General features: G+C 72.9%; 21 protein-coding genes and 1 riboswitch. Of the genes, 7 read left to right on the plus strand and 14 right to left on the minus strand.

Translation table 11 applies throughout. The annotated features are described in order from the left end of the window. Positions 1-87 precede the first annotated feature (87 nt). Positions 88-2,244 (minus strand): hypothetical protein, encoded by a 2,157-nt coding sequence (locus ACWAT2_RS16040; protein ID WP_402377079.1) that lies wholly within the window; start codon positions 2,242-2,244, stop codon positions 88-90. Between the two features lie 174 nt (positions 2,245-2,418). Between ACWAT2_RS16040 and ACWAT2_RS16045 the strand changes: the two genes are divergently transcribed. After that, entirely contained in the window at positions 2,419-2,679 is a 261-nt protein-coding gene (locus tag ACWAT2_RS16045) for a hypothetical protein (RefSeq protein ID WP_402377081.1), read from the plus strand. A gap of 49 nt (positions 2,680-2,728) precedes the next feature. On the opposite strand, the gene ACWAT2_RS16050 is transcribed toward ACWAT2_RS16045, so the two are convergent. From ACWAT2_RS16050 to ACWAT2_RS16070, 5 genes are read right to left on the minus strand one after another with little or no spacing between them, the layout of a single operon-like run. Continuing rightward, positions 2,729-3,088 (minus strand): RNA-binding S4 domain-containing protein, encoded by a 360-nt coding sequence (locus ACWAT2_RS16050; RefSeq protein WP_402377083.1) that lies wholly within the window; start codon positions 3,086-3,088, stop codon positions 2,729-2,731. A 57-nt stretch (positions 3,089-3,145) separates the two neighbouring features. Beyond that, complete coding sequence (locus ACWAT2_RS16055; RefSeq protein ID WP_402377086.1) at positions 3,146-5,599, minus strand: beta-xylosidase/alpha-l-arabinosidase; 2,454 nt, start codon at positions 5,597-5,599, stop codon at positions 3,146-3,148. Positions 5,600-5,619: 20 nt separating this feature from the next. Then, the gene (locus ACWAT2_RS16060) at positions 5,620-6,504 is read right to left on the minus strand and encodes a carbohydrate ABC transporter permease (RefSeq protein ID WP_402377089.1); all 885 of its coding nucleotides are present in this window, start codon (positions 6,502-6,504) and stop codon (positions 5,620-5,622) included. After that, complete coding sequence (locus ACWAT2_RS16065) at positions 6,504-7,514, minus strand: carbohydrate ABC transporter permease (protein WP_402377092.1); 1,011 nt, start codon at positions 7,512-7,514, stop codon at positions 6,504-6,506. The genes ACWAT2_RS16060 and ACWAT2_RS16065 overlap by 1 nt, the downstream gene beginning before the upstream one ends. A 5-nt stretch (positions 7,515-7,519) precedes the next feature. Further along, positions 7,520-8,845 (minus strand): extracellular solute-binding protein, encoded by a 1,326-nt coding sequence (locus ACWAT2_RS16070; RefSeq protein ID WP_402377094.1) that lies wholly within the window; start codon positions 8,843-8,845, stop codon positions 7,520-7,522. 202 nt (positions 8,846-9,047) lie between these two features. On the opposite strand from ACWAT2_RS16070, the gene ACWAT2_RS16075 reads away from it, so the two are divergent. Next, complete coding sequence (locus ACWAT2_RS16075; protein ID WP_402377096.1) at positions 9,048-10,106, plus strand: LacI family DNA-binding transcriptional regulator; 1,059 nt, start codon at positions 9,048-9,050, stop codon at positions 10,104-10,106. Between the two features lie 16 nt (positions 10,107-10,122). Here the strand turns inward: ACWAT2_RS16075 and ACWAT2_RS16080 are convergent, their stop codons facing one another. Continuing rightward, entirely contained in the window at positions 10,123-11,337 is a 1,215-nt protein-coding gene (locus ACWAT2_RS16080) for an aminoglycoside phosphotransferase family protein (protein WP_402377099.1), read from the minus strand. Positions 11,338-11,448: 111 nt separating this feature from the next. Here ACWAT2_RS16080 and pgi point away from each other — a divergent pair, with 111 nt between their 5' ends. Beyond that, complete coding sequence (gene pgi, locus ACWAT2_RS16085) at positions 11,449-13,158, plus strand: glucose-6-phosphate isomerase (protein ID WP_402377102.1); 1,710 nt, start codon at positions 11,449-11,451, stop codon at positions 13,156-13,158. A 51-nt stretch (positions 13,159-13,209) separates the two neighbouring features. Then, entirely contained in the window at positions 13,210-14,355 is a 1,146-nt protein-coding gene (locus tag ACWAT2_RS16090) for a PrsW family intramembrane metalloprotease (RefSeq protein WP_402377105.1), read from the plus strand. Between the two features lie 119 nt (positions 14,356-14,474). Here ACWAT2_RS16090 and ACWAT2_RS16095 read toward each other — a convergent pair whose 3' ends face one another. Then, positions 14,475-14,942 carry a DUF6069 family protein gene (locus ACWAT2_RS16095; protein ID WP_402377108.1) on the minus strand — a complete coding sequence of 156 codons (468 nt, stop codon included), beginning with the start codon at positions 14,940-14,942 and terminating at the stop codon, positions 14,475-14,477. A gap of 202 nt (positions 14,943-15,144) precedes the next feature. Between ACWAT2_RS16095 and ACWAT2_RS16100 the strand changes: the two genes are divergently transcribed. Next, positions 15,145-16,269, plus strand: coding sequence for a sensor histidine kinase (locus ACWAT2_RS16100; RefSeq protein WP_402377111.1), 1,125 nt, complete (start codon positions 15,145-15,147; stop codon positions 16,267-16,269). After that, positions 16,266-16,928: a response regulator gene (locus ACWAT2_RS16105; RefSeq protein WP_402377114.1), complete on the plus strand. Its 663-nt coding sequence runs from the start codon at positions 16,266-16,268 to the stop codon at positions 16,926-16,928. Before ACWAT2_RS16100 ends, ACWAT2_RS16105 begins: the two co-directional genes overlap by 4 nt. Before the next feature lie 25 nt (positions 16,929-16,953). On the opposite strand, the gene ACWAT2_RS16110 is transcribed toward ACWAT2_RS16105, so the two are convergent. The 3 genes from ACWAT2_RS16110 to ACWAT2_RS16120 all read right to left on the minus strand — a co-directional run bounded on the left by ACWAT2_RS16110 (position 16,954) and on the right by ACWAT2_RS16120 (position 20,950). Continuing rightward, the gene (locus ACWAT2_RS16110) at positions 16,954-17,988 is read right to left on the minus strand and encodes an ABC transporter ATP-binding protein (protein WP_402377117.1); all 1,035 of its coding nucleotides are present in this window, start codon (positions 17,986-17,988) and stop codon (positions 16,954-16,956) included. Beyond that, the gene (locus tag ACWAT2_RS16115; protein ID WP_402377120.1) at positions 17,988-19,691 is read right to left on the minus strand and encodes an ABC transporter permease; all 1,704 of its coding nucleotides are present in this window, start codon (positions 19,689-19,691) and stop codon (positions 17,988-17,990) included. The genes ACWAT2_RS16110 and ACWAT2_RS16115 overlap by 1 nt, the downstream gene beginning before the upstream one ends. A 176-nt stretch (positions 19,692-19,867) precedes the next feature. After that, a complete protein-coding gene (locus tag ACWAT2_RS16120; RefSeq protein ID WP_402377123.1) occupies positions 19,868-20,950 on the minus strand; it encodes a thiamine ABC transporter substrate-binding protein in 1,083 nt (360 codons plus the stop codon). 55 nt (positions 20,951-21,005) lie between these two features. Next, a riboswitch (TPP riboswitch) is annotated at positions 21,006-21,110 on the minus strand. A 98-nt stretch (positions 21,111-21,208) separates the two neighbouring features. On the opposite strand from ACWAT2_RS16120, the gene ACWAT2_RS16125 reads away from it, so the two are divergent. Then, positions 21,209-21,502 (plus strand): DUF4235 domain-containing protein, encoded by a 294-nt coding sequence (locus ACWAT2_RS16125; RefSeq protein WP_402377125.1) that lies wholly within the window; start codon positions 21,209-21,211, stop codon positions 21,500-21,502. 23 nt (positions 21,503-21,525) lie between these two features. Here ACWAT2_RS16125 and ACWAT2_RS16130 read toward each other — a convergent pair whose 3' ends face one another. The 3 genes from ACWAT2_RS16130 to ACWAT2_RS16140 form a co-directional block, all read right to left on the minus strand. Next, on the minus strand, positions 21,526-22,254 hold the full coding sequence (locus tag ACWAT2_RS16130; RefSeq protein ID WP_402377128.1) for a PAS domain-containing protein: 729 nt from the start codon (positions 22,252-22,254) through the stop codon (positions 21,526-21,528). Positions 22,255-22,352: 98 nt separating this feature from the next. Further along, positions 22,353-23,285 carry a sulfite exporter TauE/SafE family protein gene (locus ACWAT2_RS16135; RefSeq protein ID WP_402377131.1) on the minus strand — a complete coding sequence of 311 codons (933 nt, stop codon included), beginning with the start codon at positions 23,283-23,285 and terminating at the stop codon, positions 22,353-22,355. A gap of 128 nt (positions 23,286-23,413) precedes the next feature. Then, complete coding sequence (locus ACWAT2_RS16140; protein WP_402377133.1) at positions 23,414-23,872, minus strand: RrF2 family transcriptional regulator; 459 nt, start codon at positions 23,870-23,872, stop codon at positions 23,414-23,416. Positions 23,873-24,066 lie beyond the last annotated feature (194 nt).

Raw genomic sequence — 24,066 nt, forward strand, 5'->3', positions numbered from 1 at the left:
TGGGGGTACGTCGGCCCTGATCGGCGGGCCAAAGGTCCCGATCAGGACACGCGGGGCGCCGAGAGAGCGTCGCCGCACCCCGCGCTCTCAGCTGCCGACGGGCGTCTTCGCTCCGTCAGTGCCGTCGTCGGCCGTCTGGTCCACGTCCTCCGCAGCCCCGGCGTCCTCCGGCGCCGCGTCCTGGGGCGCCGCACCGTCCGTCGTCACGCCGTCCGTCGTCACGCCGGGGGCGGGGATGACCGCCACCACCTGCGGCGCAGTCAGCCGTGCCGCACGCCGACGACGGCGGCGCCGCACCAGCAGCACCGGCACGAGCACGAGGAGGGCGAGCAGGAGCAGCCCGGCGACGATCGCGGCCAGGCCGATCCACAGCGCGCGATCGGCCTGTTCGGAGGTCTCGTCCGCGAGCGCCGCCGCCCGGTCGAGCTCTCCGGCCGCGAGAGCGGTCCGCGCCTTCTGCGCCGTGGACTCGGCGTCGAGCAACGACTCGCCGAGCTCGGTGACCGGGCCGCTGTCCGCGGCGACGGCCCCGGACGCCTCGCTGACCTGCTCTATCGTGGTGGCGGCCTGCGGGAGCAGCGTCGCGAGCTCGGTGTAGCGGGCTTCGGTGCCGGCGTCCTCGTACGCGGCGCGCACCGTCTCCGGGACGTCGAGGCCGGTCGTCTCCGCAGCCTGCTGGACGGCGACCGCCTGCGGTGCGAGGGGGTCGAGCGCAGCCACCGCGTCCGCGGCCTCGTCGAACTTCCAGTCCGTCATGTCCCGCCGAAGGCCCAGCGGCACCTGCCACGCGCCGTCGGCCTCGTCGAGGTCCGCGTAGGCCGCACGGGCGTCGGTGCGCTGACCGAGCAGGGCCGCCCCGGCGCCGTCGACGACCCACTTCTCGTAGGCCTTCGTCCCGTCCACGCCACCCCGTTCGGCGACGAGGTCGAGGAACCGCTGCCAGTCCACCCGCCCGTGGTTCCTGCGGGTGTCACCCGGCTGTTCGTAGGCGCCCTCGCCGGCGTAGGCGGCCGAGACGACCGCGGTGAACTGCTCGTCGTCGAGGTCGCCCAACAGCCCGTGCACGGCGGTGTACGCGGCCGCGTAGGCGTACGTCTCGGTGTCGAGCTCGCGCGTGGACTCGGTCCAGTCGAGCAGCGGCAGGGCGCCGGCAGCCTGCCGCTTCGGGGCCTTGCGGGGCTTGCCCTCGCCGTCGACGGCGGCGATCACGCGGTACGCCGTGGTCTCGGTCAGCCCTTCGTAGAGCCAGCGGCCGTCGAACCGCTCGTCGTCGAACCAGGCGTGGCCCAGCTCGTGGAAGAGGGTGGCCTCGTCGAGCTCCTCGCCCAGGACGATCTCGTCCCCCGCGTCGTCGAACCACGCGTAGCCGAGCACCTGCGGGGAGACGTCCTCGCGGATGACCTCGATGCGGCCGGGCCACGGCGCGCCGAGGAACGATTCCAGGACGGGCATGCCGACGGCCACGCGGTCGGCCGCGAACTTCCGCCACGTCTTGTCCCCGGGGAAGCTCTGCAGGGTCAGGGTGGCGTCGCCGACCGTGACCTTTTTCTCGTCCGCTCTGGCGGGATCGCGCACCGACACGGCAGCCCACACCCCCCAGTCGTCGGTGGCCTCGTCCAGCGAGTACACGGTCTTCTTGCCCTGCTGCTCGGCGGTGAAGTCGGCGGTGGCGTCGAACGTCATCGCCTTCGGCACGACCACCTCGACACTGACCCTGCCCGGGTCGCCGGTGGCCTGCGCGGCGAAGGTGCCGTACCCGGGGCCGACGCGGGTCCACCGGTCGGAGCGGATCGGAGCACCACCGATCTCGTACGTCCACACGATGGTGCGGCTGCGTCCGTAGCGCAGCGGCGAGAACTTCGCGGTGGCCCACTGGACGTTCGGGTCCTCGGGCTCGGCCTTGAGGTCCACGGTGAGCGACGAGCCGCCGCTCGTGGCCCGCACGTTCTTGGCGCTGGTCGGCACGCCGATGCCGTAGGAGTCCCAGTAGTAGTACGTGTTGCCGCGGTCCGGCGTCACGTTGGTGATCGTCGTCGTGACCTTCGCCGTCACGGCGCCCTTGCCCTTGACGACGAACCGGGCGTGCGACTCCTCGGTGATCCCGTTGGCGGCGGCAGCGGGTGGGGCCACCGCCGGTGCGACGAGCAGGCCGCCCAGCCCGAGCGCGAGGGCGAGCACCGCCGTCGTCCCTCGGCGGAACATGCGCCCCGGTGTGATCGTTCGGGTCCGGTCCGCGCGTGCCACGTCTGCTCCGTCGTGTCGTTCGTCCGACGACCCGTCGGTCGTCGGGCCTGATCGTAGCTGTACCGGCAGGTGTCCGGTCGGCGTCCCGCCATGTAGACAGGGAGCGCTCCCCGCTCGCGCGACCATCACCCGTGGGGTAGACCGGAGGCATCGGTCTGGACATCGGGGGATGCCATGGAGAACGAGGCGGGCGCGACCACCATCGCGTTGTTGACGGCGTGCACTGATCCGGACCTCGGGATCCGATCACGGATCGTCCAGGAGCTCCTCGACGAGGCGAGCCGGGACCCCCGGCTGGCCCGTCAGGTGATGACCACGATGCTCACCGCGTCCGTGATGTCCCTGCGCGCCTACACGGACGTCGCCGAGCGGGACCCGCACGAGGTGCTGCAGGCGCTCGGCCTGTCCTGGTCCGCGCGGACGCTCGGTGTCTGACCCACCCGCCGAGGTGGTACCGCCGTCGCCGAGGTCGTAGCGCTGCCCGCTACCGCCGTCGTCCGCGGAGCTTGTCGATCTCGCGCCGCTCCCGCTTGGTGGGCCGGCCGGCGCCCCGTTCCCGGAGCCCGACGGCGGCACGTTCCTCGCGCGTCGGCACCGGCGGGCTCTGGTCCTCGTAGGCCTTGGCGGCGATCGGCGCGCCGACCCGCTTGGGGACCAGCTCGCGCACGACGACGATGCGCTCCCGCAAGGGATCGCGCCACGTGATGCGGTCGCCGACCGTCACGGACGTCGCCGGTTTGGCGACCGTGCCGTTGACCCGGACACGGCCGGCGCGCAGCGTGGAGGCGGAGACGGAGCGGCTCTTGAAGAGCCGCACCGCCCACAGCCAGATGTCGACCCGCATCCGCCTACTCTCCCACGACCGCACGTCCGGCCGGGTACTACCTCGACGACGTCGGTACTACCTCGCGACGGCGGCGGTCGCGATCCGCTGGTCCACCGCCGTCACCGCGTGGACCTCGCCCGTCAGGGTGAGCGTCGCTCGGGGTGTCGCGGTCCCGGGGATGTCCCGGCGTGCGACCGCCTTCTCGTTGGTGATCGCGCCCCCGGTGGCCTCCTCCAGGTCGTCGAGACCTGCCCCGTCCGTCGCGGTGGCGTGCGAGCCGACCCACACCTGGACGTCGCCCGGCTCGACGACGCGCCGGTGGCTACGGTCGGTGAACGCGAACCGCGCGGCCGGCACGGCGAACGCGACGACCACCGACTCCTGCGGAGCGAGCTCGACCCGCTCGTAGGCCAGCAGCTGGACCACCGGTCGGGGCAGCGAGCCCACGACGTCGCGCCCGTACAGCTGGACGACGTCGGCACCCGCCACGTCGCCCGTGTTCGTCACGCGCACGGACACCGTGAACGAGCCGTGCGTCGGCGCCGAGGCGTCGACCTCCAGCTCCGAGTAGCCGAACTCCGTGTAGGACAGCCCGAACCCGAAGGGGCGCGCCGGCGTCGAGTCGGCCGACGTGACGTCGCTCGGACCGCCGAGGATCGGGTGCAGGTAGGTGTACGGCTGCGCCCCGGCCGATCGCGGCAGGGACACGGGCAGCCGCCCGGACGGGACGACGCCGCCGGCGACCACGCCCGAGATCGCCGTGCCACCCTCCTCGCCGGGGAAGAACGACTGGACCACCGCGGCCGGCCGCCGGTCGCCTTCGAGCGCCCAGTCGATCGCGTACGGGCGCCCGGAGACGACGACCATGACGACCGGGGTCCCCGTGGCGACGAGCGCCTCGACGAGCTGACGCTGCGCGCCCGGCAGGTCGAGCGACTCGACGTCGTTCCCCTCGCCGACGGTGCCGCGCCCGAACAGGCCGGCCTGGTCGCCGACGACGACGATCGCGACGTCCGCGGAGCGCGCCGCCGCGACGGCCTCGCCGAACCCGGAGGTGTCCGTCCCGTCGACCTCGCAGCCGCGGGCGTGCACGAGCGTGGGCTGCTGCACGCCGGCGTCGGCGAAGGCACCGCCCAGCGCCTCGAACACGGTCGGGATCTCGAAGCCCAGCGGGTGCTCCGGGTGGTGCGCCAGCACGTGGTTGGCGAACGAGTAGCACCCCATGAGCGCGTCGGCCCGGTGGGCGTTGGGCCCGACGACCGCCACCCGGCGCGGCGCCTCCGACCAACCGCTCAGCGGGAGCGTGCCGTCGTTGGACAGCAGGACCACGGACTCCTCGGCGAGCCGCCGCGCCACGGCGCGGTGCCGCGGCGAGTCCAGGTCGACGGTGCTGGGCGGCTCACCGGTGAAGGCGTCCAGGTCGAGCAGCCCGAGCTCTTCCTTCTGCGCCAGCGCCCGCAGCACGGCCCGGTCCACGAACGCCTCGTCGACCCGGCCGTCCCGCACCGCCTCGGCGAGCGGGGCGAGGTAGGCGTCACCGGTCGGGAGCTCGATGTCGAGACCGGCGGCGAGCGCTTGCCCGGCGGCGTCGCCACGATCAGCCGCCACGGCGTGCATGACCTGCAGGAACGCCACTCCGAAGTAGTCGGCCACCACGACGCCGTCGAAGCCCCACTCGTCCCGCAGGATCTCGGTGAGGTACTCGTGGGCGGCATGGTTGGGCACGCCGTCGAGGTCGTTGTACGACGCCATGACGGAGCGCGCACCGCCGTCACGCACAGCCATCTCGAACGGAGGCAGGTACGTGTCGGCGACCTCGCGCGGACCGGCAGAGACCGGGGCGTGGTTGCGCCCTGCCCGCGAGCCGGAGTACCCGACGAAGTGCTTGAGGGTGGCGTGCACCCCGGCGCCCTGGAGGCCCCGGACGTACGACGTCCCGACCGTGCCGACCACATACGGGTCCTCGGCGATGCACTCGTCGACACGGCCCCAACGCGGGTCCTGCACGACGTCGAGCACGGGTGCGAGGCCCTGGTGGATACCGAGCGTGCGCATCGAGTCGCCGATCACGGCGCCCATCTCCTCGACGAGCGCCGGGTCGAACGACGCGCCCCAGGCGAGCGGCGTCGGGAACGTGGCGGCCTGCCACGCGGCGAGGCCGGTGAGGCACTCCTCGTGCACCAGCGCCGGGATGCCCAGCCTGGTCGAGGCCTTGAGCCGGCGCTGCTCGTCCCACAGCCAGCGGGCACGCTCCACCGGCTCGACCGGGCGGGTGCCGTACACCCGCGTGTAGTGGCCGATCCCGTGCCGGGTGACCTCGCCGAGCCGGTCGGACCCTGCCTGCCCTGCCGCCATCTCGCCCTGCATGGGCGCGACGACCTCCCCGCCCTGGTCGAGCCAGTACCCGACGATCTGGGCGAGCTTCTCCTCGAGGGTCATCTCCGCGTGCAGCGCGGCGACCCTGTCGGAGACCTGCGGGGCGGCAGGTGCCGGCCTGGTCTGGCCCTCGACCACGGTCTCGGTCGGCATGCGGTCCTCTCTCTGCGCGGTCATCCCTTCACCGCGCCCTGCAGTCCGTTGACGATGCGCTTCTGCATCGCCAGGAAGAACACGAGCGCCGGGATCATGGCGAGCGTGGTGAACGCGAACACACCGGCGGTGTCGGACGAGTGCTCGGAGGAGAAGTCGGCGACACCGAGCGGCAGGGTCTTCATGTCGCCCTGCAGCAGGAGCAACGGCAGCAGGTAGGCGTTCCACGACCCGACGAACGCGAGGACGCCGACGGTGACCATGCCCGGTCCGGACAGCGGGATGAGGATCCGCCAGAAGAACCCGATCCGGCTGGTGCCGTCGAGCTGCGCGGCCTCCTCCAGCTCCTGCGGCAGCGCCTGCAGGAACGGTCGCAGGATGACCACGGTCATCGGTAGCGCGAACGCCGCCTGCGGCAGCGCCACGCCCCACCAGGTGTTGCCGAGCCCGAAGTTCTGCGTGAGCAGGATGAACAGCGGGATCACCGCGACCGTGGCTGGGAAGAGGAGCCCGGCGACGAACAGCATGAACAGGGCCTCGCGCCCCTTGAACGCGTACCGCGCCAGCGGGTACGCCGCCATGACACCGAAGATCACGACGATCGCGGTGGTGATCACGGCGACGATCACCGAGTTGAGCGTGTACTGCCAGAACGACGGGTTGGTGACGACGCCCGCGTAGTTGCTGAAGATCCACGGGTCCGGCAGGGCTGCCGGGTTCTGCGTGAGCTGGCCGTTGCTGCGGAAACCGCCCAGCACGCCGTAGACGACGGGCCCGAGGGTCACGCAGACGACCACGAACGCGATCGCGTAGACGACCGGGTTGCCGCCCTGGAACTTGCCCGCGCTGCCCCGGCGGCGCTTGGCCGGCTGGGTCACGGCTGGAGTCTGAGTCGACGTGGTCATCACGCCACCCCCTTGGCGTCTCGGCGCAGGATCAGTCGCTGGTAGAGCACCGCCATGACCAGCGCGATCAGGAACAGGATCACGGAGGCGGCACCGGCGATCCCGAAGTTGTTGCTCCGGGTGCCCTCGTTGACGAGGAAGATGGCCATCGTGCTGGTGGCGTTCGCCGGACCGCCCTTGGTCAGGATCCAGACCATGTCGAACAGCTGCAACGACCCGATCATGGACAGGAAGCCCCAGGTACGGATCGTGGGGCCGAGCAGCGGGACGGTGATCCGGCGCTGCACCTGCCACCAGGAGGCGCCGTCGAGCTGGGCGGCCTCGTAGAGCTCTTCGGGCACGCCCTGCAGACCCGCGAGGAAGAGGATCACGGCCAGGCCGAGGTACTTCCAGGTCAGGATCGCGACGACGGTCCACAACGCCAGGTCCATGTCGCCGAGCCAGCCCTGGGCCGGCGGCTCGAGGCCGACCGACTTCAGGAGCGTGTCGATCACGCCGTACTGCGGCTGGACGAGCTGGAACCAGATGACACCGGCCACGACCTCGGCGAGGACGTACGGCACGAAGATGATCGTGCGGAGCGCGCCCTGGCCCCACATCTTGCGGTTCAGCAGGAGTGCGATCGCGAGTCCCAGCGGGAGCTGGATGGCGATCGACAGCACGACGATGAGGAGGTTGTTCATCAGCGAACCGATGAACACGTCGTTGTTGAGGATCGAGACGTAGTTCGAGAGCCCGACGAAGTCCACCATGGGACCTCGGCCGTTCCACCGGAACGCCGACATCTGGACGGCCGTGATGACCGGCCAGACGATGAAGAGGATGAGCATCGCGAGAGCCGGCGCTACGAAGAACGCGATCTCGAGGTACTTGCGTCGTTCTGAGCGCTTCGCCCGCCGCCCTCCAGCCGACGGTCCGGCTGCCGGGCGACCCTTGCGGGTCGCACCGGCAGCCGGACCGGAGGAGGTGGCAGGCGAGACGTCCGTCGCGACGGCCGCGTCGTCTGCCATCTCGGTCACCCCTGCGCTGCCGCGGCTTCTTCGATGGCGTCGACGACGTCCTGCGGGCCGGCCTCACCGGCGAACAGCAGGGCGATCTCGTCGTTCATCGCGTTACCGATGGACTGACCCAGACGGGTGTCCAGGTAGAGCTGGGCCTCACCGCCGCCGTCACGGACGGGGATGAGCTGCGCCAGCGTCTCGTTGGCCACCGAGTCGGTCGCCGCCGGGTTGGTCGGCAGACCCATGTCGAGCTCGGCGAAGCCCGTCTGAACCTCGTCGGAGACCAGGTACTCGGCGAAGTCGACCGCGACGTCCGGAGCGTCGTTGGAGACCGCCCAGGCGTCACCGCCACCCATCTGGTCGCTCGGGTCACCGGCCTGGCCGGGGAAGGTGGGGTAGGCGAACCAGCCGAGCCAGTCCGGCACGGTCTCGTCCTCGCGCAGACCACCGACGACACCGGGCTCCCAGTGACCGGCGAGCTCCATGCCGACGCGCTCGCTGGCCAGCAGGCCGGAGGCCGACGTCGGGCCCTCCTGCGCGCCCGTGGCCAGGAAGCCGGGGTTGAACGGCTCCTTGTCGAGGATGTCCTGGACGTTCTCACCGGCCTTGATGAAGCACTCGTCGGAGTAGTCACCGGACTCGATGGCGGCCTCGACGGTGTCGAAGGTGCACTCGCGGACGACGCCGTAGTACCAGTAGTGCGCGGCGGGCCACTTGTCCCCGGCGCCGACCGAGGCCGGGTCGATCCCGGCCGCCTTCAGCTGGTCGACGTAGCCGTAGAACTCGTCGATCGTCGGGCTGTCCGACACGTCGCTGATGCCGGCTTCCTCGAAGAGGTCCTTGTTGTACCAGAAGCCCACGATGCCCATCGAGAACGGCAGCGCGTAGACGCTGTCGTCCACGGTGTACTGACCGGTGAACGCGGAGATCTTCTCGACGCTCTCCGCGGCGTCCTCGGTGAGGTCGCGGAGCAGCCCGGCGTCGACGTCGTTCTGCAGCTCGCCGCCACCACGGCTCATGAAGACGTCCGGGATGCCCGAACCGGCCTGCATGGCAGCCTGGAGCTTGGTCAGCATGTCCTCGTGCTGCATGGCCTCGATCTGGACCGTGACGCCAGGGTTGGCCTCCTCGAAGTCCGCGGCGACCTGGTCGTAGTACTCCTTGCCCTCGCCGGTGTTCGAGTTGTGCCACCACTCGACGGTGGCCTCGCCACCCTCGGCGGTGTTCTCGGAGTCGGGCGACTCCTGGTCAGCCGTTCCCTGACCGGCACAGGCGCCTGCCAGGAGGGCGATGGTCGCCCCGAGCGCGACGGCGGTCGCGCCTCGCATCTTCCTCGTCATCGTGGAACCCCTTGGTCGTCGTCGACAGTGGTACTTCTGGTACTGCGGCTACGGGCGGGCCACGTGCACTCGGTGTCGCGGCTGCCCGTCCGATTCCTACCTTGGCAGGCGACCCGCAAATCCGTCAATCGTTTTCGATAACGGTTTCGACACGGCCGGACGGGGTGCGCCGCACGCCCTGGTTCCCGGATACTCTCGTCCTGTGAGCACCGCCGCCGACCCGCAACCCGCGGGAACCCAGTCCGGACCCATCGTGGGTCGCGTGACGATCTCCGACGTCGCGCGGGTCGCGGGCGTCTCCGTCGCCACGGTCTCGAAGGTCGTCAACCACCGCTACGGAGTTGCGCCGTCGACGGCGGAGCGGGTCCTCGGCGTCGTCGCCGAGCTCGGCTACGAGTCCTCGCTGGTCGCCCGCAGCCTGCGCCGGCAGTCGACCAACGTCGTCGGCGTCCTGGTGGCCGAGTTCGAGCCCTACTCCACCGAGCTGCTCAAGGGCATCTCCTCCGCCGTCGACGGCACCGGCTACGAGCTCCTCGCGTACTCCGGCGGCACCGACGGCGGCGCCATCACGGGGTGGGAGCGCCGCTCGCTCTCCCGGCTCGCCGGGACCCTCATCGACGCCGCCATCGTCGTCACCCCCACCATGGTGCTGTCCGAGGCCAACGGCATCCCGGTGGTCGCCATCGACCCGCACACCGGCCCCGAGGGCACGCACACCGTGGACTCGGACAACACCACCGGCGCGCGCGAGGCCGTCGAGCACCTGCTCGCCCTCGGCCACCGCCGCATCGCCCACCTCGGCGGCCGCCCCGACCTCGAGTCGGCACGCCTCCGCGAGCTCGGCTACCGCCAGGCGCTCGAGGCCGCCGGGCTCACCGTCGACCAGTCGCTGATCCGGGTGGGCGGCTACCGCCCCAACACCGCGGACACCCCGGCGCGCGAGCTGCTGGCGCCGTCCCGCGGCGAACGCCCCACCGCCGTCTTCGCCGCGAACGACCAGTCCGCCATCCACGTCATCGAGGTGGCGCACGACCTCGGCCTGCGCGTCCCCGAAGACCTGTCGGTGGTGGGCTTCGACAACGTTCCCGAGTCCCTGACCACCACGCCCGCGCTGACCACCGTGTCGCAGCCGCTGCACGAGATGGGCACCGAGGCGCTGCGCATGGTGCTCGACCTGCTCGAGGGCGCACCGCGCGAGCAGCACCTGCGCCTGCCGACGTCGCTCGTCGCCCGCGGCAGCACCGGCCCGGTCGGCGCCTGACCCGTCCGCCCCGGCCTCAGGCCGGACGCCCGCCGAGCCAGCGCTCCACCGCGTCGAGCCGCCGCGAGGTCTGCCGCGGCCAGTCCGCCTCCTGGACGCGGTGCGGCCCCGTCGCCAGGGACAGCAGGACACCCGCGGTGCGGGCGGAGAGCTCGTCCGCGTCGACGACGTCCCCGAACCCCTTCGCGTACTCCAGGGCCAGGCGGTGCAACCCGTCGGCGTCCCAGCCGCGCAGCAGGGAGAGCGTCTCGACGTGCGCGACGAGGCACGCGAGGTCGTCCGCCCGCCGGCCCGGCCCCGCCGAGTCGACGTCGAGCAGGCCCGTGATGCGCCCGTCCTGCCCGAGCATGATCTGCGACTCGTACAGGTCGCCGTGGGTCGGCTCCGTCGCCGGCTGACCGGCGATCCGGCCCGCGACGACGGCGGCGAGCTGCGCCGCGCGATCAGCCTCGGACGGCATCGCCGCCCCGATCACCGACGCATAGTGGGCCGCGTTCTCGCTCCACGAGGCCCGGTACGGCAGGTCCGCGACGCCGTCGGGCAGCTGTTCCAGGAGGTCGACGACGTCACCCGCCGCCGGCACCGGACCGCCGTCGCGCACCGCGTGGCGCATCGACTCCCCCGGCAGCGGGGCGATGACGAGCAGCCCGTCGGTGTTGCGGCCCAACGGCTTCGGCACCGGGAGGCCGGCGCCCGCGAGCAGTGCGTGCCGCGCGTAGAGCTCGTCGCCCTTCTCCGGCCGGACGACCTTGAGGAAGACCCGGGCACCCGGCGTGCTGGCCTCGATGACGGCCCGGCGCGTCGGGCGGTAGGCGCGCACCCGCAGCGTCACCGGCCCGCGCGCGACCTCCGGCACACCCAGGTCCCCCAGGAGCGTGCTGACCGCCTCGACGTCGTAGGCCGTGGCCAGCGCCGGCAGGCCGGGATCGCCCGGGAACCGCCACACCGCGACCGCGTGCTCGCCGTCGTCCAGCGTCAGCACACCCGGGACGTGCTGGTCGCCCGGCCGCCCCAGCGACGCCCCGAGCGTCTCGGTGCGCACCTGCGGCTCCGTGCCGCCGATCACCCAGCGCACGCGTGCCCGGTAGGCGACGGTCGTGGAGCGGCCCGGACGGTGGTCGACCTGGCGGACCGACCAGTCCACGAGCTCGCCACCCGCGGTGGACACGGCCGTCGCGAGCAGCTCCGTGGCGTCGTCGCCGGTGAGGAGCTCGAGGTTGCTGGTTCTCATCACCCCATCCTCACCACGATCGGCCCGGAGCGCGCGGGATCCGCCCAACGCGGTGGCAGCAGGTCGCGGACGGGCGCGCGCACGCTGCCCGCGATCACTACCGTAGGCGCCATGACGACCTCTCCTGTCGACGCCACGACCACGTCCGCCTGGGACGAGCTGCTGCAGCATCATCGCGAGTTCCAGGGGGACCTGCGCGGCTGGTTCGCCGCCGATCCCGGCCGCGCCGAGCGCCACAGCCACACCGCCGGCGACCTGTTCGTCGACCTGTCCAAGAACCTCGCGACCGACGAGACCTACCAGCTGCTCGTCCGCCTCGCCGGGGAGGTCGACCTCCCCGCACGCATCGAGGCGATGTTCACCGGCAAGCACATCAACGTCACCGAGGACCGCGCCGTGCTGCACACCGCGCTGCGCCGGGCGCCGGGGACCCAGCCGCCGCTCGTCGTCGACGGTCAGGACGTCGACGCGGACGTCGCCCGCGAGCTCGACCGGCTCAGCGCCTTCGCGGACCAGGTGCGCTCCGGGAAGTGGACCGGGGTGACCGGCAAGCCCGTCGAGACGATCGTCAACATCGGCATCGGCGGATCCGACCTCGGTCCCGTCATGGTCTACGAGGCCCTGCGCCCGTACCTGCGCGACGGCCTGGAGGCCCGGTTCGTCTCGAACATCGACCCGACCGACGTCGCGCAGAAGACCGCCGGTCTCGACCCCGAGACGACGCTGTTCATCGTCGCCTCCAAGACCTTCGGCACGCTCGAGACCCTGACCAACGCCCGCCTCGCACGGGCCTGGCTCTGGGAGGCCCTCGTCGCGTCCGGCGCGATCGAGGACACCGACGAGGCGCGACAGGCCGCCGTCGGACAGCACTTCGTGGCCGTGTCCACGGCGCTCGACAAGGTCGCCGCGTTCGGCATCGACCCGGACAACGCCTTCGGGTTCTGGGACTGGGTGGGCGGCCGTTACTCGGTGGACTCCGCGATCGGCCTGTCCCTGGCGATCGCGTTCGGGCCGGACCGATTCCGCGAGCTGCTCGCCGGCTTCCGCACGATGGACGAGCACTTCCGCACCACGCCCCTCGAGCGGAACGTCCCCGCTCTGATGGGGCTGCTCAACGTCTGGTACACGAACTTCCTCGACGCCCACACCCACGCCGTCCTGCCGTACGCCCAGCAGCTCCACCGGTTCCCGGCCTACCTGCAGCAGCTCACCATGGAGTCCAACGGCAAGTCGGTGCGCTGGGACGGCTCGCCCGTGACCACCCAGACCGGCGAGGTCTTCTGGGGGGAGCCCGGCACCAACGGCCAGCACGCGTTCTACCAGCTCATCCACCAGGGCACCCGCACCATCCCGGCGGACTTCATCGCGTTCGCGACGCCGGCCTACCCGCTGACCGACAGCGAGGGCGACGGGAAGGCCGTGCAGCCCGGCGCCGACGTGCACGAGCTGTTCCTCGCCAACTTCTTCGCGCAGACCAAGGCGCTGGCGTTCGGCAAGACGGCCGAGGAGGTCCGCGCCGAGGGCACCGACGAGGCGATCGTCCCGGCCCGCGTGTTCTCCGGCAACCGGCCGACGACGTCGATCATGGCGCCCGCCCTCACGCCGTCCGCGCTCGGCCAGCTCGTGGCGCTGTACGAGCACATCACGTTCGTCGAGGGTGTCGTGTGGGGCATCGACTCGTTCGACCAGTGGGGCGTGGAGCTCGGCAAGAAGCTCGCCCTGGAGATCGCGCCGGCCGTCTCCGGCGACGACGCCACACTGGCCGAGCAGGACTCCTCGACCGCCGCGCTGATCCGGTACTACCGGGAGCGGCGGGCTTGAGAGCACGGACGCCCCGGCGGGCGGGAGCGCGGCCTCAGTAGGGTTTGGGCCATGCCTCCACTCGATCCGCGGGCGATCCTGGCCGACCGGCCGACGGCCCGCCCGTCGGTCGGCACGGTCGTCACGATCGCCGTGTCGTCGTTGTGCCTGGTCATCGCTCTGACGGTCATGCTGCACGACGGCGCCACGGGCGTCCCGGCGGCCGTCGTGCTCGCGCTCGTCCCGCTGCCGCTGCTGCTCGCGGGCATCCTGGCGCTCGACCGGCTGGAGCCGGAGCCGCCCGATGTCCTGATCGCCGCCTTCGGGTGGGGTGCGGGGGTCGCGGTGCTCCTGGCGATGCTCCTCAACACCGCCGGGCTGGACCTGGTGTGGGCACCGATGCTCGGCAACGAGCTCGGGAGGTACGCCATGGCGGCGGTCACCGCCCCCGTGGTCGAGGAGGTCCTCAAGGGCGCGGTGCTGGTGGGGCTGCTGTGGTTCCGCCGCAGCGAGCTCAACGGTCCGACGGACGGCATCATCTACGGATCGATGGTGGCGCTCGGCTTCGCCGTGGTGGAGAACATCAGCTACTACGCCTTCGCCCCACCGGGCACCCTGGCGCTGACGTTCACCGTGCGCGGACTCGTCTCCCCGCTCCTGCACCCGTTGTGCACGTCGCTCATGGGCATCGGCGTCGCGGCGGCGGCCCTGCGCCGTCCCGGCCGGAGCAGGACGGTCCCGGTGCTCGCCGGGCTGGCAGGTGCGGTCGCCCTGCACTCGGCGTGGAACGCGTCGTCGGCGTTCGGGCTGCCGGGCCTCGGTGCGGCCTACCTCGCCGGGCTCGGGGTGCTCGTCGCCCTGGCGGTCGTGCTGCACCGCGACCGGCAGCGCATCGTCGCCCTGATCCGCACCCACCTGCCGCAGTACCGCGAGACCGGCGTCGTCACGCCGCCCGACCTGTGGATGCTGTCCTCGCTGCACCGCAGACGCCGGGCCCGCGAACAGGTCCGGGCCGCCCTCGGGCGCGGGCCCGCTCGCGCGTTGGCGGACTACCAGCAGGCCGCGACGGAGCTCGCCATGCTGCACCGCCGACGCGCCCTCGGTCTGGTGCCCGACGACGCGTTCGTCGCGCGCCGCGACCCCCTGCTGCTCCTGATGCACCATGCCCGTGCGGTGTTCGCGCTGCCCGCCCTGCCGCGTCCTGCCTGGCGAGGCTGACCGTCCGCGCTGGTCAGGAGGAGGCTTTCGTCCTGCCTGTCGCTTCGCCGAGAACGCGGTGACGGTCAGAGCGAGTCAGCCGTTCAGCAGCGTGCACCGCATCATGGATGGGCCAGGCGCTAGCCCGCGGTGTGGTCGACCCCGCCTCCCGAGGCACTCCGCCGGAGGCCGAGCGCGATCGTCGCGCCGACGGCCACGTGCTCGGCGACCAGGAACCCCACGGCCTCCCGCGTCGCCGCGCCCAGCGGGCCGGCCAAGGAGCCGAGCAGCACCACGCCGCACAGCACGAGCCACACCCGGTCACCGCCGCCGGGCAGCCGCCGCAGCAGCGCACGCACGCCCCAGCCGAGCAGCCCGGCCGCGAGCCCGGCCACGACGACGTCGACCAGCCCCACCTCGCGCAGGCCGCCACCGGTCCTCGCGACCAGCTCCGCGCCGCTCACGGTCGCCACCGTCCACACCACCGCAGCGACCGCCGCGGCCAGCAGCGGTACGCCCCACGCCGGGGTCCGACGGCGGAGCACCCCGCCGCGCCGCCCGGTCCCGTTCCCGTCCGGAATCATCCGTCCCGTCGTCTGATGGGTCATCGTCCCGTCTCCTCCCGCCGGCGCTGCCGGTCCGTCCTCGGATGCTGTCGGTACCCAGCGTGCGAGCCCCGGGGCGACCTGCGCCTCGGCCGGAGGGAGGTCGCTGCCGGGACCTCCGTCGTCGGGCACCCCGACCGGAGCCGGGGACGCCCCCGACCTTCGTCGGTGTCGGGACCCGGCGGGCAGCCGTAGCGTTCCTGCCATGCACGTCCCTCCCGCGTCCCTCCCGCGACGCCTGCTCATCGGCGCCTGGCTGGCGATCGCCGCGCTGACCGCCGTGGTGGTCGTGACCTCGAACCTCGACGTCCGCACCGGGCTGCTCCTCGAGGTCGCCGTCGCGCTGGCGGCGCTCGGGCTGACGGCCCTGCTGTTCACTCGGCACACGGTCGCCGCGGCACTCGGGCTCGCGGCACTGGCCGCGCTCTCTCCCGCCGCGACGCCTGCCGCCACGGCCGCGACGCTGCAGGTGGCCCGGAGCCGCCCGATCCGCACCGCCCTGCTCGTCGCCGTCGCCGGGACGCTGGGGCACGCCGTCCAGGCGCTGTGGCACCCCGTCCCCCTCCCGCTCGTCTGGTGGCTGCTGTGCGACGTCGCGGTGCACGCCGCGCTGCTCGGCTGGGGGGCGTACTGGCAGGAGCGGGCGCTCGTGCTGTGGTCGCTGCGCGACCGCGCCCGGCGTGCTGAGGCCGAGCAGGAGCAGCGGGTGGCCGAGGCTCGCACGGCCGAGCGCACCCGGATCGCGCGCGAGATGCACGACACCCTGGCCCACCGGCTCTCCCTCCTCGCGGCGACCGCCGGGGCGCTGGAGTACCGGCCCGACGCCGACCCGGCAGCGCTCGCCGCGGCGGCCGGCCGCGTGCGTTCCGGCGTCAGCGACGCGCTCGAGGACCTCCGCCAGGTGATCCGCCTGCTGCGCGCGGACGGCCTCGACCACGCACCGGACCTCGACGACGTCGCGGGCCTCGTCGAGGAGGCGCGGGAGGCCGGGAGCGCCGTCTCCTACGACGCGCCGGCAGCCGGTTCCGCCGAGGTGCCACCGGCCGTGCGGACCACGCTCTTCCGCGTGGTCCAGGAAGGTCTCACCAACGCGCGCCGGCACGCCGCGGGCGCGGCCGTCCGGGTCGAGCTCGAGATCGGACCCGGTGAGGCCACGGTGCGCGTGGCCGACGACGGCGGTCGGCCGGGCGCACCGGGCGACGGCCCGGGCAGCGGCACAGGGATCGTCGGGCTGCACGAGCGGGTGACGCTCCTCGGCGGCCGGTTCGACGCGGGCCCGCGTGCCGGCGGAGGTTTCACCCTCGCGGCCTGGCTACCGTGGGACCGATGACCGATTCCCCGCAGCGCAGCGTGCGCGTCGTGCTCGTGGACGACGACGCGCTCGTGCGCGCCGGTCTGCGCCTCATGCTCGACGGCGCCGACGGCATCCGGGTGGTCGCCGAGGCGGCGGACGGCGGTGAGGTCCCCGGTGTGCTCGACGCCCACCCGGCGGACGTCGTCCTCATGGACCTGCGCATGCCCGGCGTCGGGGGGATCGACGCGACGCGCACCGTCCGGGCACGGCCGTCACCGCCCGCCGTCGTCGTCCTGACCACCTTCGACACGGCCGAGGAGGTCGGCGGCGCCCTGCACGCCGGCGCCGCCGGCTACCTCCTCAAAGACATGCCGCCCGCCCGGATCGCGGCCGCGGTCAGGTCGGCCGCGGCGGGCGAGCCGGTGCTGGCGCCCGACGTCGCACGGCGGCTCATGGAGACCGTCGCCGGTACCGGCGGTGCCCGGGAACGGGCGCGCGCGGCCCTGGGGGCCCTGACGGCCCGCGAGCGCGACGTCGCCGCGGAGCTCGGCCGGGGCGCCTCCAACGCCGAGATCGCGACCCGCCTCCACCTCAGCGTGCCCACGGTCAAGGCGCACGTCTCCCAGCTCCTGGACAAGCTCGGCCTGGAGAACCGCACCCAGGTGGCGCTGCTCGTGCACGACGCGCAGGGCTGAGCGCCGCGGCGCCCCGTCGTCATCCTCAGCCGGGCACGACGGCGCAGCCCCGCGGGTCCAGCACCAAGCCCACCTTGTCGTCGGCCGCCGGCACGCTGCCGTCCGTGCGGGCGACCAGCCGCTCCTCGCCCGCACCCAGGTCCGCGTCCACGGTGACCTCGGTGCGACCGCGCCGGAACGTGGTCGCGACGACGACGCCGTGCCGCACCTCACCGCCCACCGACGCGCCACCGGAAGCGCCACCCGAGCCGCCGTCGACCACCCGCAGGCCCGCCGGACCGACCGCGAGGAGACCGTCGGCGTGCGGCAGGAACGTCTGGTACCCGAGGAACTCCGCGACCTCGCGCGTGGCGGGTGCCCGCCACAATGCCTCCGGCGCCGCGACCTGAGCGAGCCGGCCCGCCGACATCACCGCCACCCGGTCCGCCACCGTGAACGCCTCGTCGTGGTCGTGGGTGACGAACACCGCTGTCGTGCCCGTCGCGTGCAGGACAGCCCGGATCTCGACGGCCAGCCGCTCGCGCAGGCCCCGGTCGAGGGCCGAGAGCGGCTCGTCGAGGAGCAGCAGCCGCGGCCGGGGGGCCAGGGCGCGCGCCAGCGCCACCCGCTGCTTCTCCCCGCCCGACAGCTCGGCCACCGGTCGCCCGCCGAACCCCGTGAGCCCCACCAGGGCCAGGAGCTCGGACACCCGCTCGGCCCGCTCCGCCCGCGGCCGGTCGGCCAGCCCGTAGGCCACGTTCCCCGCGACGTCGCGGTGCGGGAACAGCTGGCCCTCCTGGAACAGCAGCCCGAACCCCCGACGGTGCACGGGCACGCCCGCCAGGTCGGCACCGTCGAACGCCACGGAACCCGCCGCCACCGGCTCGAGGCCGGCCACCGCCCGCAGGAGCGAGGACTTGCCGCAGCCGCTGGGCCCCAGCAGCGCCAGCACCTCGCCGGCCGCGACGTCGAGCGAGACGCCGTCGACCGCCGTCGTGCCCGCGTGCCCGCGCCGCTGCCCGTAGCGGACGACGACGTCGCGCACGGCCAGGCCGACACCACGCTCCTGCGAGACCGCCATCAGAACTCCCCTCCGCCGCCGTCGGCACGCATCCGTTCCGCCACCATCATGACCGTCGCGGTAAGCAGCGCCAGCACCACCGACGCCGCGAGCGCCATCCCGTAGTTCTCCGCGCCGGGCTGCCCGACGAGCCGGTAGATCACCACCGGCAGCGTCGCGGCGTCCGGCCGGGCCAGGAACGACGTCGCGCCGAACTCCCCGAGCGACACCGCGAAGGCGAACCCCACGGCGAGCCCCAGCGACCGCGCCGCCAGGGCGAGGTCCACGCTGGCCAGCACCCGGCCCGGCGGCGCGCCGAGCACCGCCGCCGTCTCCCGCAACCGCGGGTCGATCGCCCGCAGCACCGGCAGCATCGTGCGGACCACGAGCGGGATGGCGACGACCGCCTGCGCGATCGGCACCAGCAGCCCCGACGTGCGCAGGTCGACGTCCAGACCCAGCGGCCGGTCGAGCGTCAGGAGGAACCCGAACCCGACCGTCACCGCCGACACCCCCAGCGGGAGCATGAACACCGCGTCGAGCCCCCCGACGGCGCGCCGCAGGCCGTGCGAACGCGGCCGGCGCGAGACGACCAGCACCACCAGCCCGCCGACCACCACGGCGATCAGCGTGGCGAGGGCCGCGATCCGCAACGAGTTCGCCGTCGCCTCCCACACGGTCACGGTCAGCGCGTTGCGCCCGCCCGTCGTCCCCAGCGCGACATAGTTCGCGAGCGACCAGGCGCCGTCGGGCCCCCGGAACGACCGCAGGACGAGACCCGCGAGCGGGAACGCGACCAGCCCGCAGACGACGACGGCGGTCGCCACCGCGGGCAGCACGTCCCGGACGGAGCGCAGGTCCAGCGGATGGGCGCCCGACCGCTCGCCCGTGAGCTGCAAGGCCCGCTCGCGCCGGGCACGCAGGCGGCCGCTGACCAGCAGCGCGGCCACGACCACCACGAGCTGCAGCACGCTGAGCACGGCCGCGGCACGCAGGTCCAGGAACTGCGTGGTGCGGATCCAGATCTCCGTCTCGATCGTGCCGTACCGCATGCCGCCGAGCACGAGGACGACGCCGAACGCCGTCGAGCAGAACAGGAAGACGACCGACGCCGCCGAGGCGATCGCCGGACCCAGCGCCGGCAGCGTCACCGTGCGGAAGGCGCGCCACGGCGTCGCACCGAGAGCCCGCGCAGCCTGCTCGGCACGGGGATCCAGCCGTTCCCACAGCCCGCCCACCGTGCGGACCACCACCGAGTAGTTGAAGAACACGAGCGCGACCACCACGCCCGCGAAGCTCTCCTCCCACCCGAGCCACCCCAGCGGCCCCGACGGCGTGAACAGATGCCGGAACGCGACACCGACGACGACGGTCGGCAGCACGAACGGGACCGTCACCAGCCCACGCAGCAACGTCCGCCCGGGGAACCGGCACCGGTACAGCAGGTAGGCGCCCGGGATGCCGAGCAGCACGCTCAGCACCGTCCCCACGGACGCCTGCGCGAGCGTCTGCCCCACCACCCGCCACGTGCGCGGCTGACCCAGGACCTCCGCGAAGCCGGAGAGGTCGAGCGTGCGCCCGCCCGCGCCGTCGTCCGCGAAGAAGCCCTGGACGACCAGCGCGACCACCGGCCAGGCGAAGAAGACGGCGAGGAACACCAGAGGGACACCGACCGCGGCCCCCCAGCCCAGCCACGCCTGCCGGGGCCGGCGCCGCAGGCTCACCCGGAGTTGCGTCGGGTGACCCTGCGGCTCCGCTCCGGGCGAGTGGCTTGCTCCGCTGCGCCCCTCACCCTCGCGTCGCCTCCGGCTCACCCGGGTTTGCGTCGGGTGACCCTGCGGCTCCGCTCCGGGCGAGTGGCTTGCTCCGCTGCGCCCCTCACCCTCGCGTCGCCTCCGGCTCACCCGATGACCGTGGCCGTCCACTGCTCGATCCACTCGTCACGGTGCGCCGCGATCTCCTCCGCGGCGACCTCGTGCGGCTCCTCGGCGAGCGGCGCGAACTGCTCCCACTCGGTGGGCAGCTCCACGGACTCGTCCGCGGGATACATGTACATGCTGCCCGGGACGTCCGCCTGCACCGGCTCCGACGTCAGGAAGTCGACCAGCGCCCGGGCGCCGTCCGGGTTGTCGGACCCCGCGAGGACGCCCGCATACTCGACCTGGCGGAAGCAGGTGTCCAGCAACGCCGCGGTGGTCGAGGCGCTGCCGTCCTCGGTGACCGTGGCCGCCGGCGACGTCGCGTACGACAGCACGATCGGTCGCTCGCCGCCCTCGCCCCCGCCCGAGAAGTCGACGTAGTACGCGTCCGACCAGCCGTCCGTGACGCGCAGACCGTTGTCCGCGAGCTCGGCCCAGTAGTCCTGCCATCCGTCCTCGCCGAACGCGCTGACGGTGGCCAGCAGGAACGCGAAGCCGGGCGACGACGTCGCCGGGTTGGTGACGACGGTCAGGTCGGCGTACTCCTCCTCGGTGAGGTCCTCGAAGGTGGCCGGCGGCTGGATGCCCGCGTCCTCGAACCAGGCCGTGTCGACGTTGAGGCAGACGTCGCCACGGTCGATCGGGGTCAGGGCCTCCAGGCCCGGCTCCGCCTGCGCGGTCACCGACGGGTCGAGGTCCGTCGGCGTGTAGGGCTCGAACACCCCCGCCTCCACGGCGCGTGACGCGAACGTGTTGTCCACGCCGTACACCACGTCCCCGAGCGGGCTGTCCTGCGTCAGGACGAGCTGGTTGACCAGCGTGCCCGCGTCGCCGGCGGCCACGTGCTCGACCTGCAGCCCCGTCTTCGACTCGAAGGACTCCAGCAGCCCGTCGCTCAGGGCGAAGGAGTCGTGGGTGACCAGCGTGACGGTGCCCGAGAGCTCGCCGTCGGTCGACGACCCACCGGACTCCCCCGGGGCCTCGCTGCCCGAGCAGGCGGCCAGTGCGGGCAGCAGGCCGACAGCGGCGACCGTCGCCAGGGTGCGGCGGGTACGGATGATCATTCGTCCTCCTCAGACGGATCTGAAGGGGGGCCGTCGTCCATGTCCACGGACGACGGGATCGAGAAGCCCGACTTCCTCCACCGGTGCTAACCGGGTCAGGTTCGAGGGTCTGCGGAGATCCGCACTCTCAGCGCTCGGTGGCGCTCCCCTGTCGTTCCCTCCGAGCCTACACACCGTGCGCACGCTACGGTGGTGACGTCCGTCGGGCGGACCCCTCGCGAGCCTCGCCCGATGCCGCCGTCTGGTACTGGAGGATCCGTGGATCACCTTGAGCTCTCCCCGCAGTCCGAGCCGTCGCTGGGCCTCAAGATCGGGACGGTCGCGGCGACGTTCGCGGCCGGGTGGGTCGCGCAGAAGCTCATCAAGGTGATCTGGGAGAAGGCCACGGGGAACGACGCCCCGATCGACCTGGACGCAGACGACATCCCGATCGTGCAGGCGATCACGTTCGCGGCCGTCACCGGCGGCGTCGCCGTCCTCGCCCGGCGGCTCGCCCGGCAGGGTGTCACCAAGGCCGTGGACCGGCGGGCCAAGCAGGTCTCCGTGGTCTGAGGCCCGGACCGGCGCAGGCGCGCTCAGCCGCGGGTGCGCTGCCGCCGTCGGGCCAGCTGCGCCTCGTGCCCACGAGGCCGCTCCACGGTGTGGACGGCGGCCAGGGCCGCCTCGAGCCGCACCGCCGGGTCGCCGTCGGCGCCGGCCATCGCCTCGACGATCTGAGCGGCCGCAGCCTGCAGCGGTATCTGGGCCCGTGCGGCCGCCTCGCCGAGCTTGTCGCCGGCCTCGGCCTCCGCGATGCCGTGCACCACCATGAACGCACCCTTGGCCTGCTCGACAGCAGAGGCCGACACCATGGCCCGTCCCACGGCGCGCTGGGACTCGCGGTCCAGCGCCTCACGGGTCACCGGGCTGACGTCCAGCACATAGCCTGCGACGTGCGTGATCTCGCCGTCGTCGGTGAGGTGCGCCTGCCCCGTCACCACGACCGTCCGCGCCTTCCCGTGCGGGTCGACGATCCGGTGGGCGCTGCTGAACGGCCTTCCCGACCGCATCGCCACCACGGCGGTCCGCGAGACCCGGCTGCGATCGTCGGGGTGCGTGCGAGACCTCAGCGCGTCCATGCTCGGCTCGATCTCGCCGGGCTCACGCCCGTGCATCCGGTACACCTCGTCGGACCACCAGGTGCGGCCCGAGTCGAGCTCGACCCGGTACCGGCCCACGACGAGCTGTACACCGGCTGCGAGAACTTCGGCCGCGCCGGCCAGGCCGGCACCCCCGACGGTGCGGTGCGACGACGAACCGCTCATGACATCTCCCCGGGTTCCGGGCTCAGCACCCGGTCAGGACTCGTGTGCCGCCCACCGTACTCCCGAGGCCCAGAACTGCCACCGGAGGAGGCGTTCCGTCATCCGACGGGGGTCGGGTCGGACACTTCCTCCTCCCCTGCCCCGGACGACTCGGCGGCTGCGGCAGCACGCTCGCTGCGGTGCGCGCGGACCGAGTAGACGACCGCACCCACCCAGACGGCAGCCACGACCGCGAGAATCACCGTCGTCACGGCACCGCCCACCGACACCAGATCGGTGCCGAGCAGCGTGCGCGTGTTCGTCAGCACGATGACCCCACCGACCGCGGAACCCAGGACGCGCGGCGGCACCCACCGCACGATCCAGGCAGCGATCGGTGCGGCGATCAGCCCGCCGATCAGCAGCGCGATCGCCCAGGAGCCGTCGATCCCGGCCGTCCCGAGGCCGACGAGGAAGCCGAGGCTGGCCGCCACCGCGACGAAGAACTCGCTGGTGTCGATCGAACCGACGACCTTGCGGGGCTCGAGACGTCCGCTCGCGAGGATCGCGGGGGTACCGACGGGCCCCCAGCCGCCCCCGCCGGTGGCGTCCATGAACCCGGCCACCAGGCCGAGCGGCGTCAGGAAGCGGCGGCGCAGCGGCTGCCCGATCCGGTCGGTGCGCAGCCCGCGGAAGGTGAACCGGAACAGGACGTAGACCCCCAGGCCGAGCAGCAGCACCGACATGAGCGGGCCGGCGATCTCCGTGGAGAGCCAGGACAGGAACGTCGCGCCGGCGAACGCGCCGACCGCGCCGGGCAGGCCGATGCGCGCCACGACCCGCCAGTCGACGTTGCCGAAGCGCCAGTGCGATGCACCGGAGGCGAGCGTCGTCCCGATCTCGGCCAGGTGGACCGTGGCCGAGGCTGCGGCCGGGTTCGTGCCGATCATCAGCAGCAGGGTCGTGGAGGTGACCCCGTAGGCCATGCCCAGGCTGCCGTCGACGAGCTGCGCCCCGAGTCCGACGAGAGCGAGCAGTACGAGAGTGGGCACGAGAGCCTCCGACGTGGGAACGACGAGTTACTCGACATACCCTATCGGTCCAATCAGTTTAATGTCGAGGGGTGTCTCGGGAACGTCGCACCGAGCGTGACCCGGGCGGCTCCGACGGAGCCGTTCCGTCAGGGGTTCTCCCACGCCTCGTCGTCGTCCACCAGGAGCCGGACCTCCGCCGGGATCGTCCCCGTAGCGAGATCCGCGAGAGTCACCTGGGACAGCACCGCCCGAACGTTCGCGCGCAGCGCCACCCAGACGTGCAGCAGCGATGCGGCAGACCCCGAGTAGCCCAGGTCGGACGGGCGCTGGTCACGCACGTACACCAGGGGGCCGTCCACGGCCCGGACGACGTCGGCCACCGAGACCTCGGCTGCGGGCCGGGCCAGGACGTACCCGCCGCCGGCCCCGCGGCGGCTCGCCACGATGCCCTCACGGCGCAGGTCACGAAGGATCGCCTCGAGGAACCGGTGCGGCACCTGCTGGGCGGAGGCCAGAACCTCGGCTGACACGGGATGCTCGTCGGTCGCGGCCGCCAGCTCCACGGACGCGCGCACTGCGTAATCAGCCTTTGCCGAGATCCTCACCCGTGCCGCCTCTCAGCCTGCTCCGCCATCGGTCTCCTTGCCGGTCGATCAGCGACGGACACCGACGACCTGCCCGAACATGATAGGTCCCACCCAGTGGGAAGTTCCGTCGGGGGTATGCAGCGAGGCCCCCCGCACCGTGTGGTGTGGGGGGCCTGGCTGTGAAGGGTGTCCGGCGGCGTCCTACTCTCCCA

The sequence above is a fragment of the Isoptericola sp. GX10416 genome (genome assembly GCF_056590155.1).

What these genes read in the sequence shown, in the direction of transcription:
- ACWAT2_RS16130 (WP_402377128.1), bottom strand. Translation starts at nt 22,254, where the DNA reads ATGAGCGGTTCGTCGTCGCACCGCACCGTCGGGGGTGCCGGCCTGGCC.
- ACWAT2_RS16070 (WP_402377094.1), bottom strand. Translation starts at nt 8,845, where the DNA reads ATGACGAGGAAGATGCGAGGCGCGACCGCCGTCGCGCTCGGGGCGACC.
- ACWAT2_RS16055 (WP_402377086.1), bottom strand. Translation starts at nt 5,599, where the DNA reads ATGCCGACCGAGACCGTGGTCGAGGGCCAGACCAGGCCGGCACCTGCC.
- ACWAT2_RS16065 (WP_402377092.1), bottom strand. Translation starts at nt 7,514, where the DNA reads ATGGCAGACGACGCGGCCGTCGCGACGGACGTCTCGCCTGCCACCTCC.
- ACWAT2_RS16110 (WP_402377117.1), bottom strand. Translation starts at nt 17,988, where the DNA reads ATGGCGGTCTCGCAGGAGCGTGGTGTCGGCCTGGCCGTGCGCGACGTC.
- ACWAT2_RS16095 (WP_402377108.1), bottom strand. Translation starts at nt 14,942, where the DNA reads ATGACCCATCAGACGACGGGACGGATGATTCCGGACGGGAACGGGACC.
- ACWAT2_RS16080 (WP_402377099.1), bottom strand. Translation starts at nt 11,337, where the DNA reads ATGAGAACCAGCAACCTCGAGCTCCTCACCGGCGACGACGCCACGGAG.
- ACWAT2_RS16060 (WP_402377089.1), bottom strand. Translation starts at nt 6,504, where the DNA reads ATGACCACGTCGACTCAGACTCCAGCCGTGACCCAGCCGGCCAAGCGC.
- pgi (WP_402377102.1), top strand. Translation starts at nt 11,449, where the DNA reads ATGACGACCTCTCCTGTCGACGCCACGACCACGTCCGCCTGGGACGAG.
- ACWAT2_RS16050 (WP_402377083.1), bottom strand. Translation starts at nt 3,088, where the DNA reads ATGCGGGTCGACATCTGGCTGTGGGCGGTGCGGCTCTTCAAGAGCCGC.
- ACWAT2_RS16105 (WP_402377114.1), top strand. Translation starts at nt 16,266, where the DNA reads ATGACCGATTCCCCGCAGCGCAGCGTGCGCGTCGTGCTCGTGGACGAC.
- ACWAT2_RS16120 (WP_402377123.1), bottom strand. Translation starts at nt 20,950, where the DNA reads ATGATCATCCGTACCCGCCGCACCCTGGCGACGGTCGCCGCTGTCGGC.
- ACWAT2_RS16090 (WP_402377105.1), top strand. Translation starts at nt 13,210, where the DNA reads ATGCCTCCACTCGATCCGCGGGCGATCCTGGCCGACCGGCCGACGGCC.
- ACWAT2_RS16100 (WP_402377111.1), top strand. Translation starts at nt 15,145, where the DNA reads ATGCACGTCCCTCCCGCGTCCCTCCCGCGACGCCTGCTCATCGGCGCC.
- ACWAT2_RS16045 (WP_402377081.1), top strand. Translation starts at nt 2,419, where the DNA reads ATGGAGAACGAGGCGGGCGCGACCACCATCGCGTTGTTGACGGCGTGC.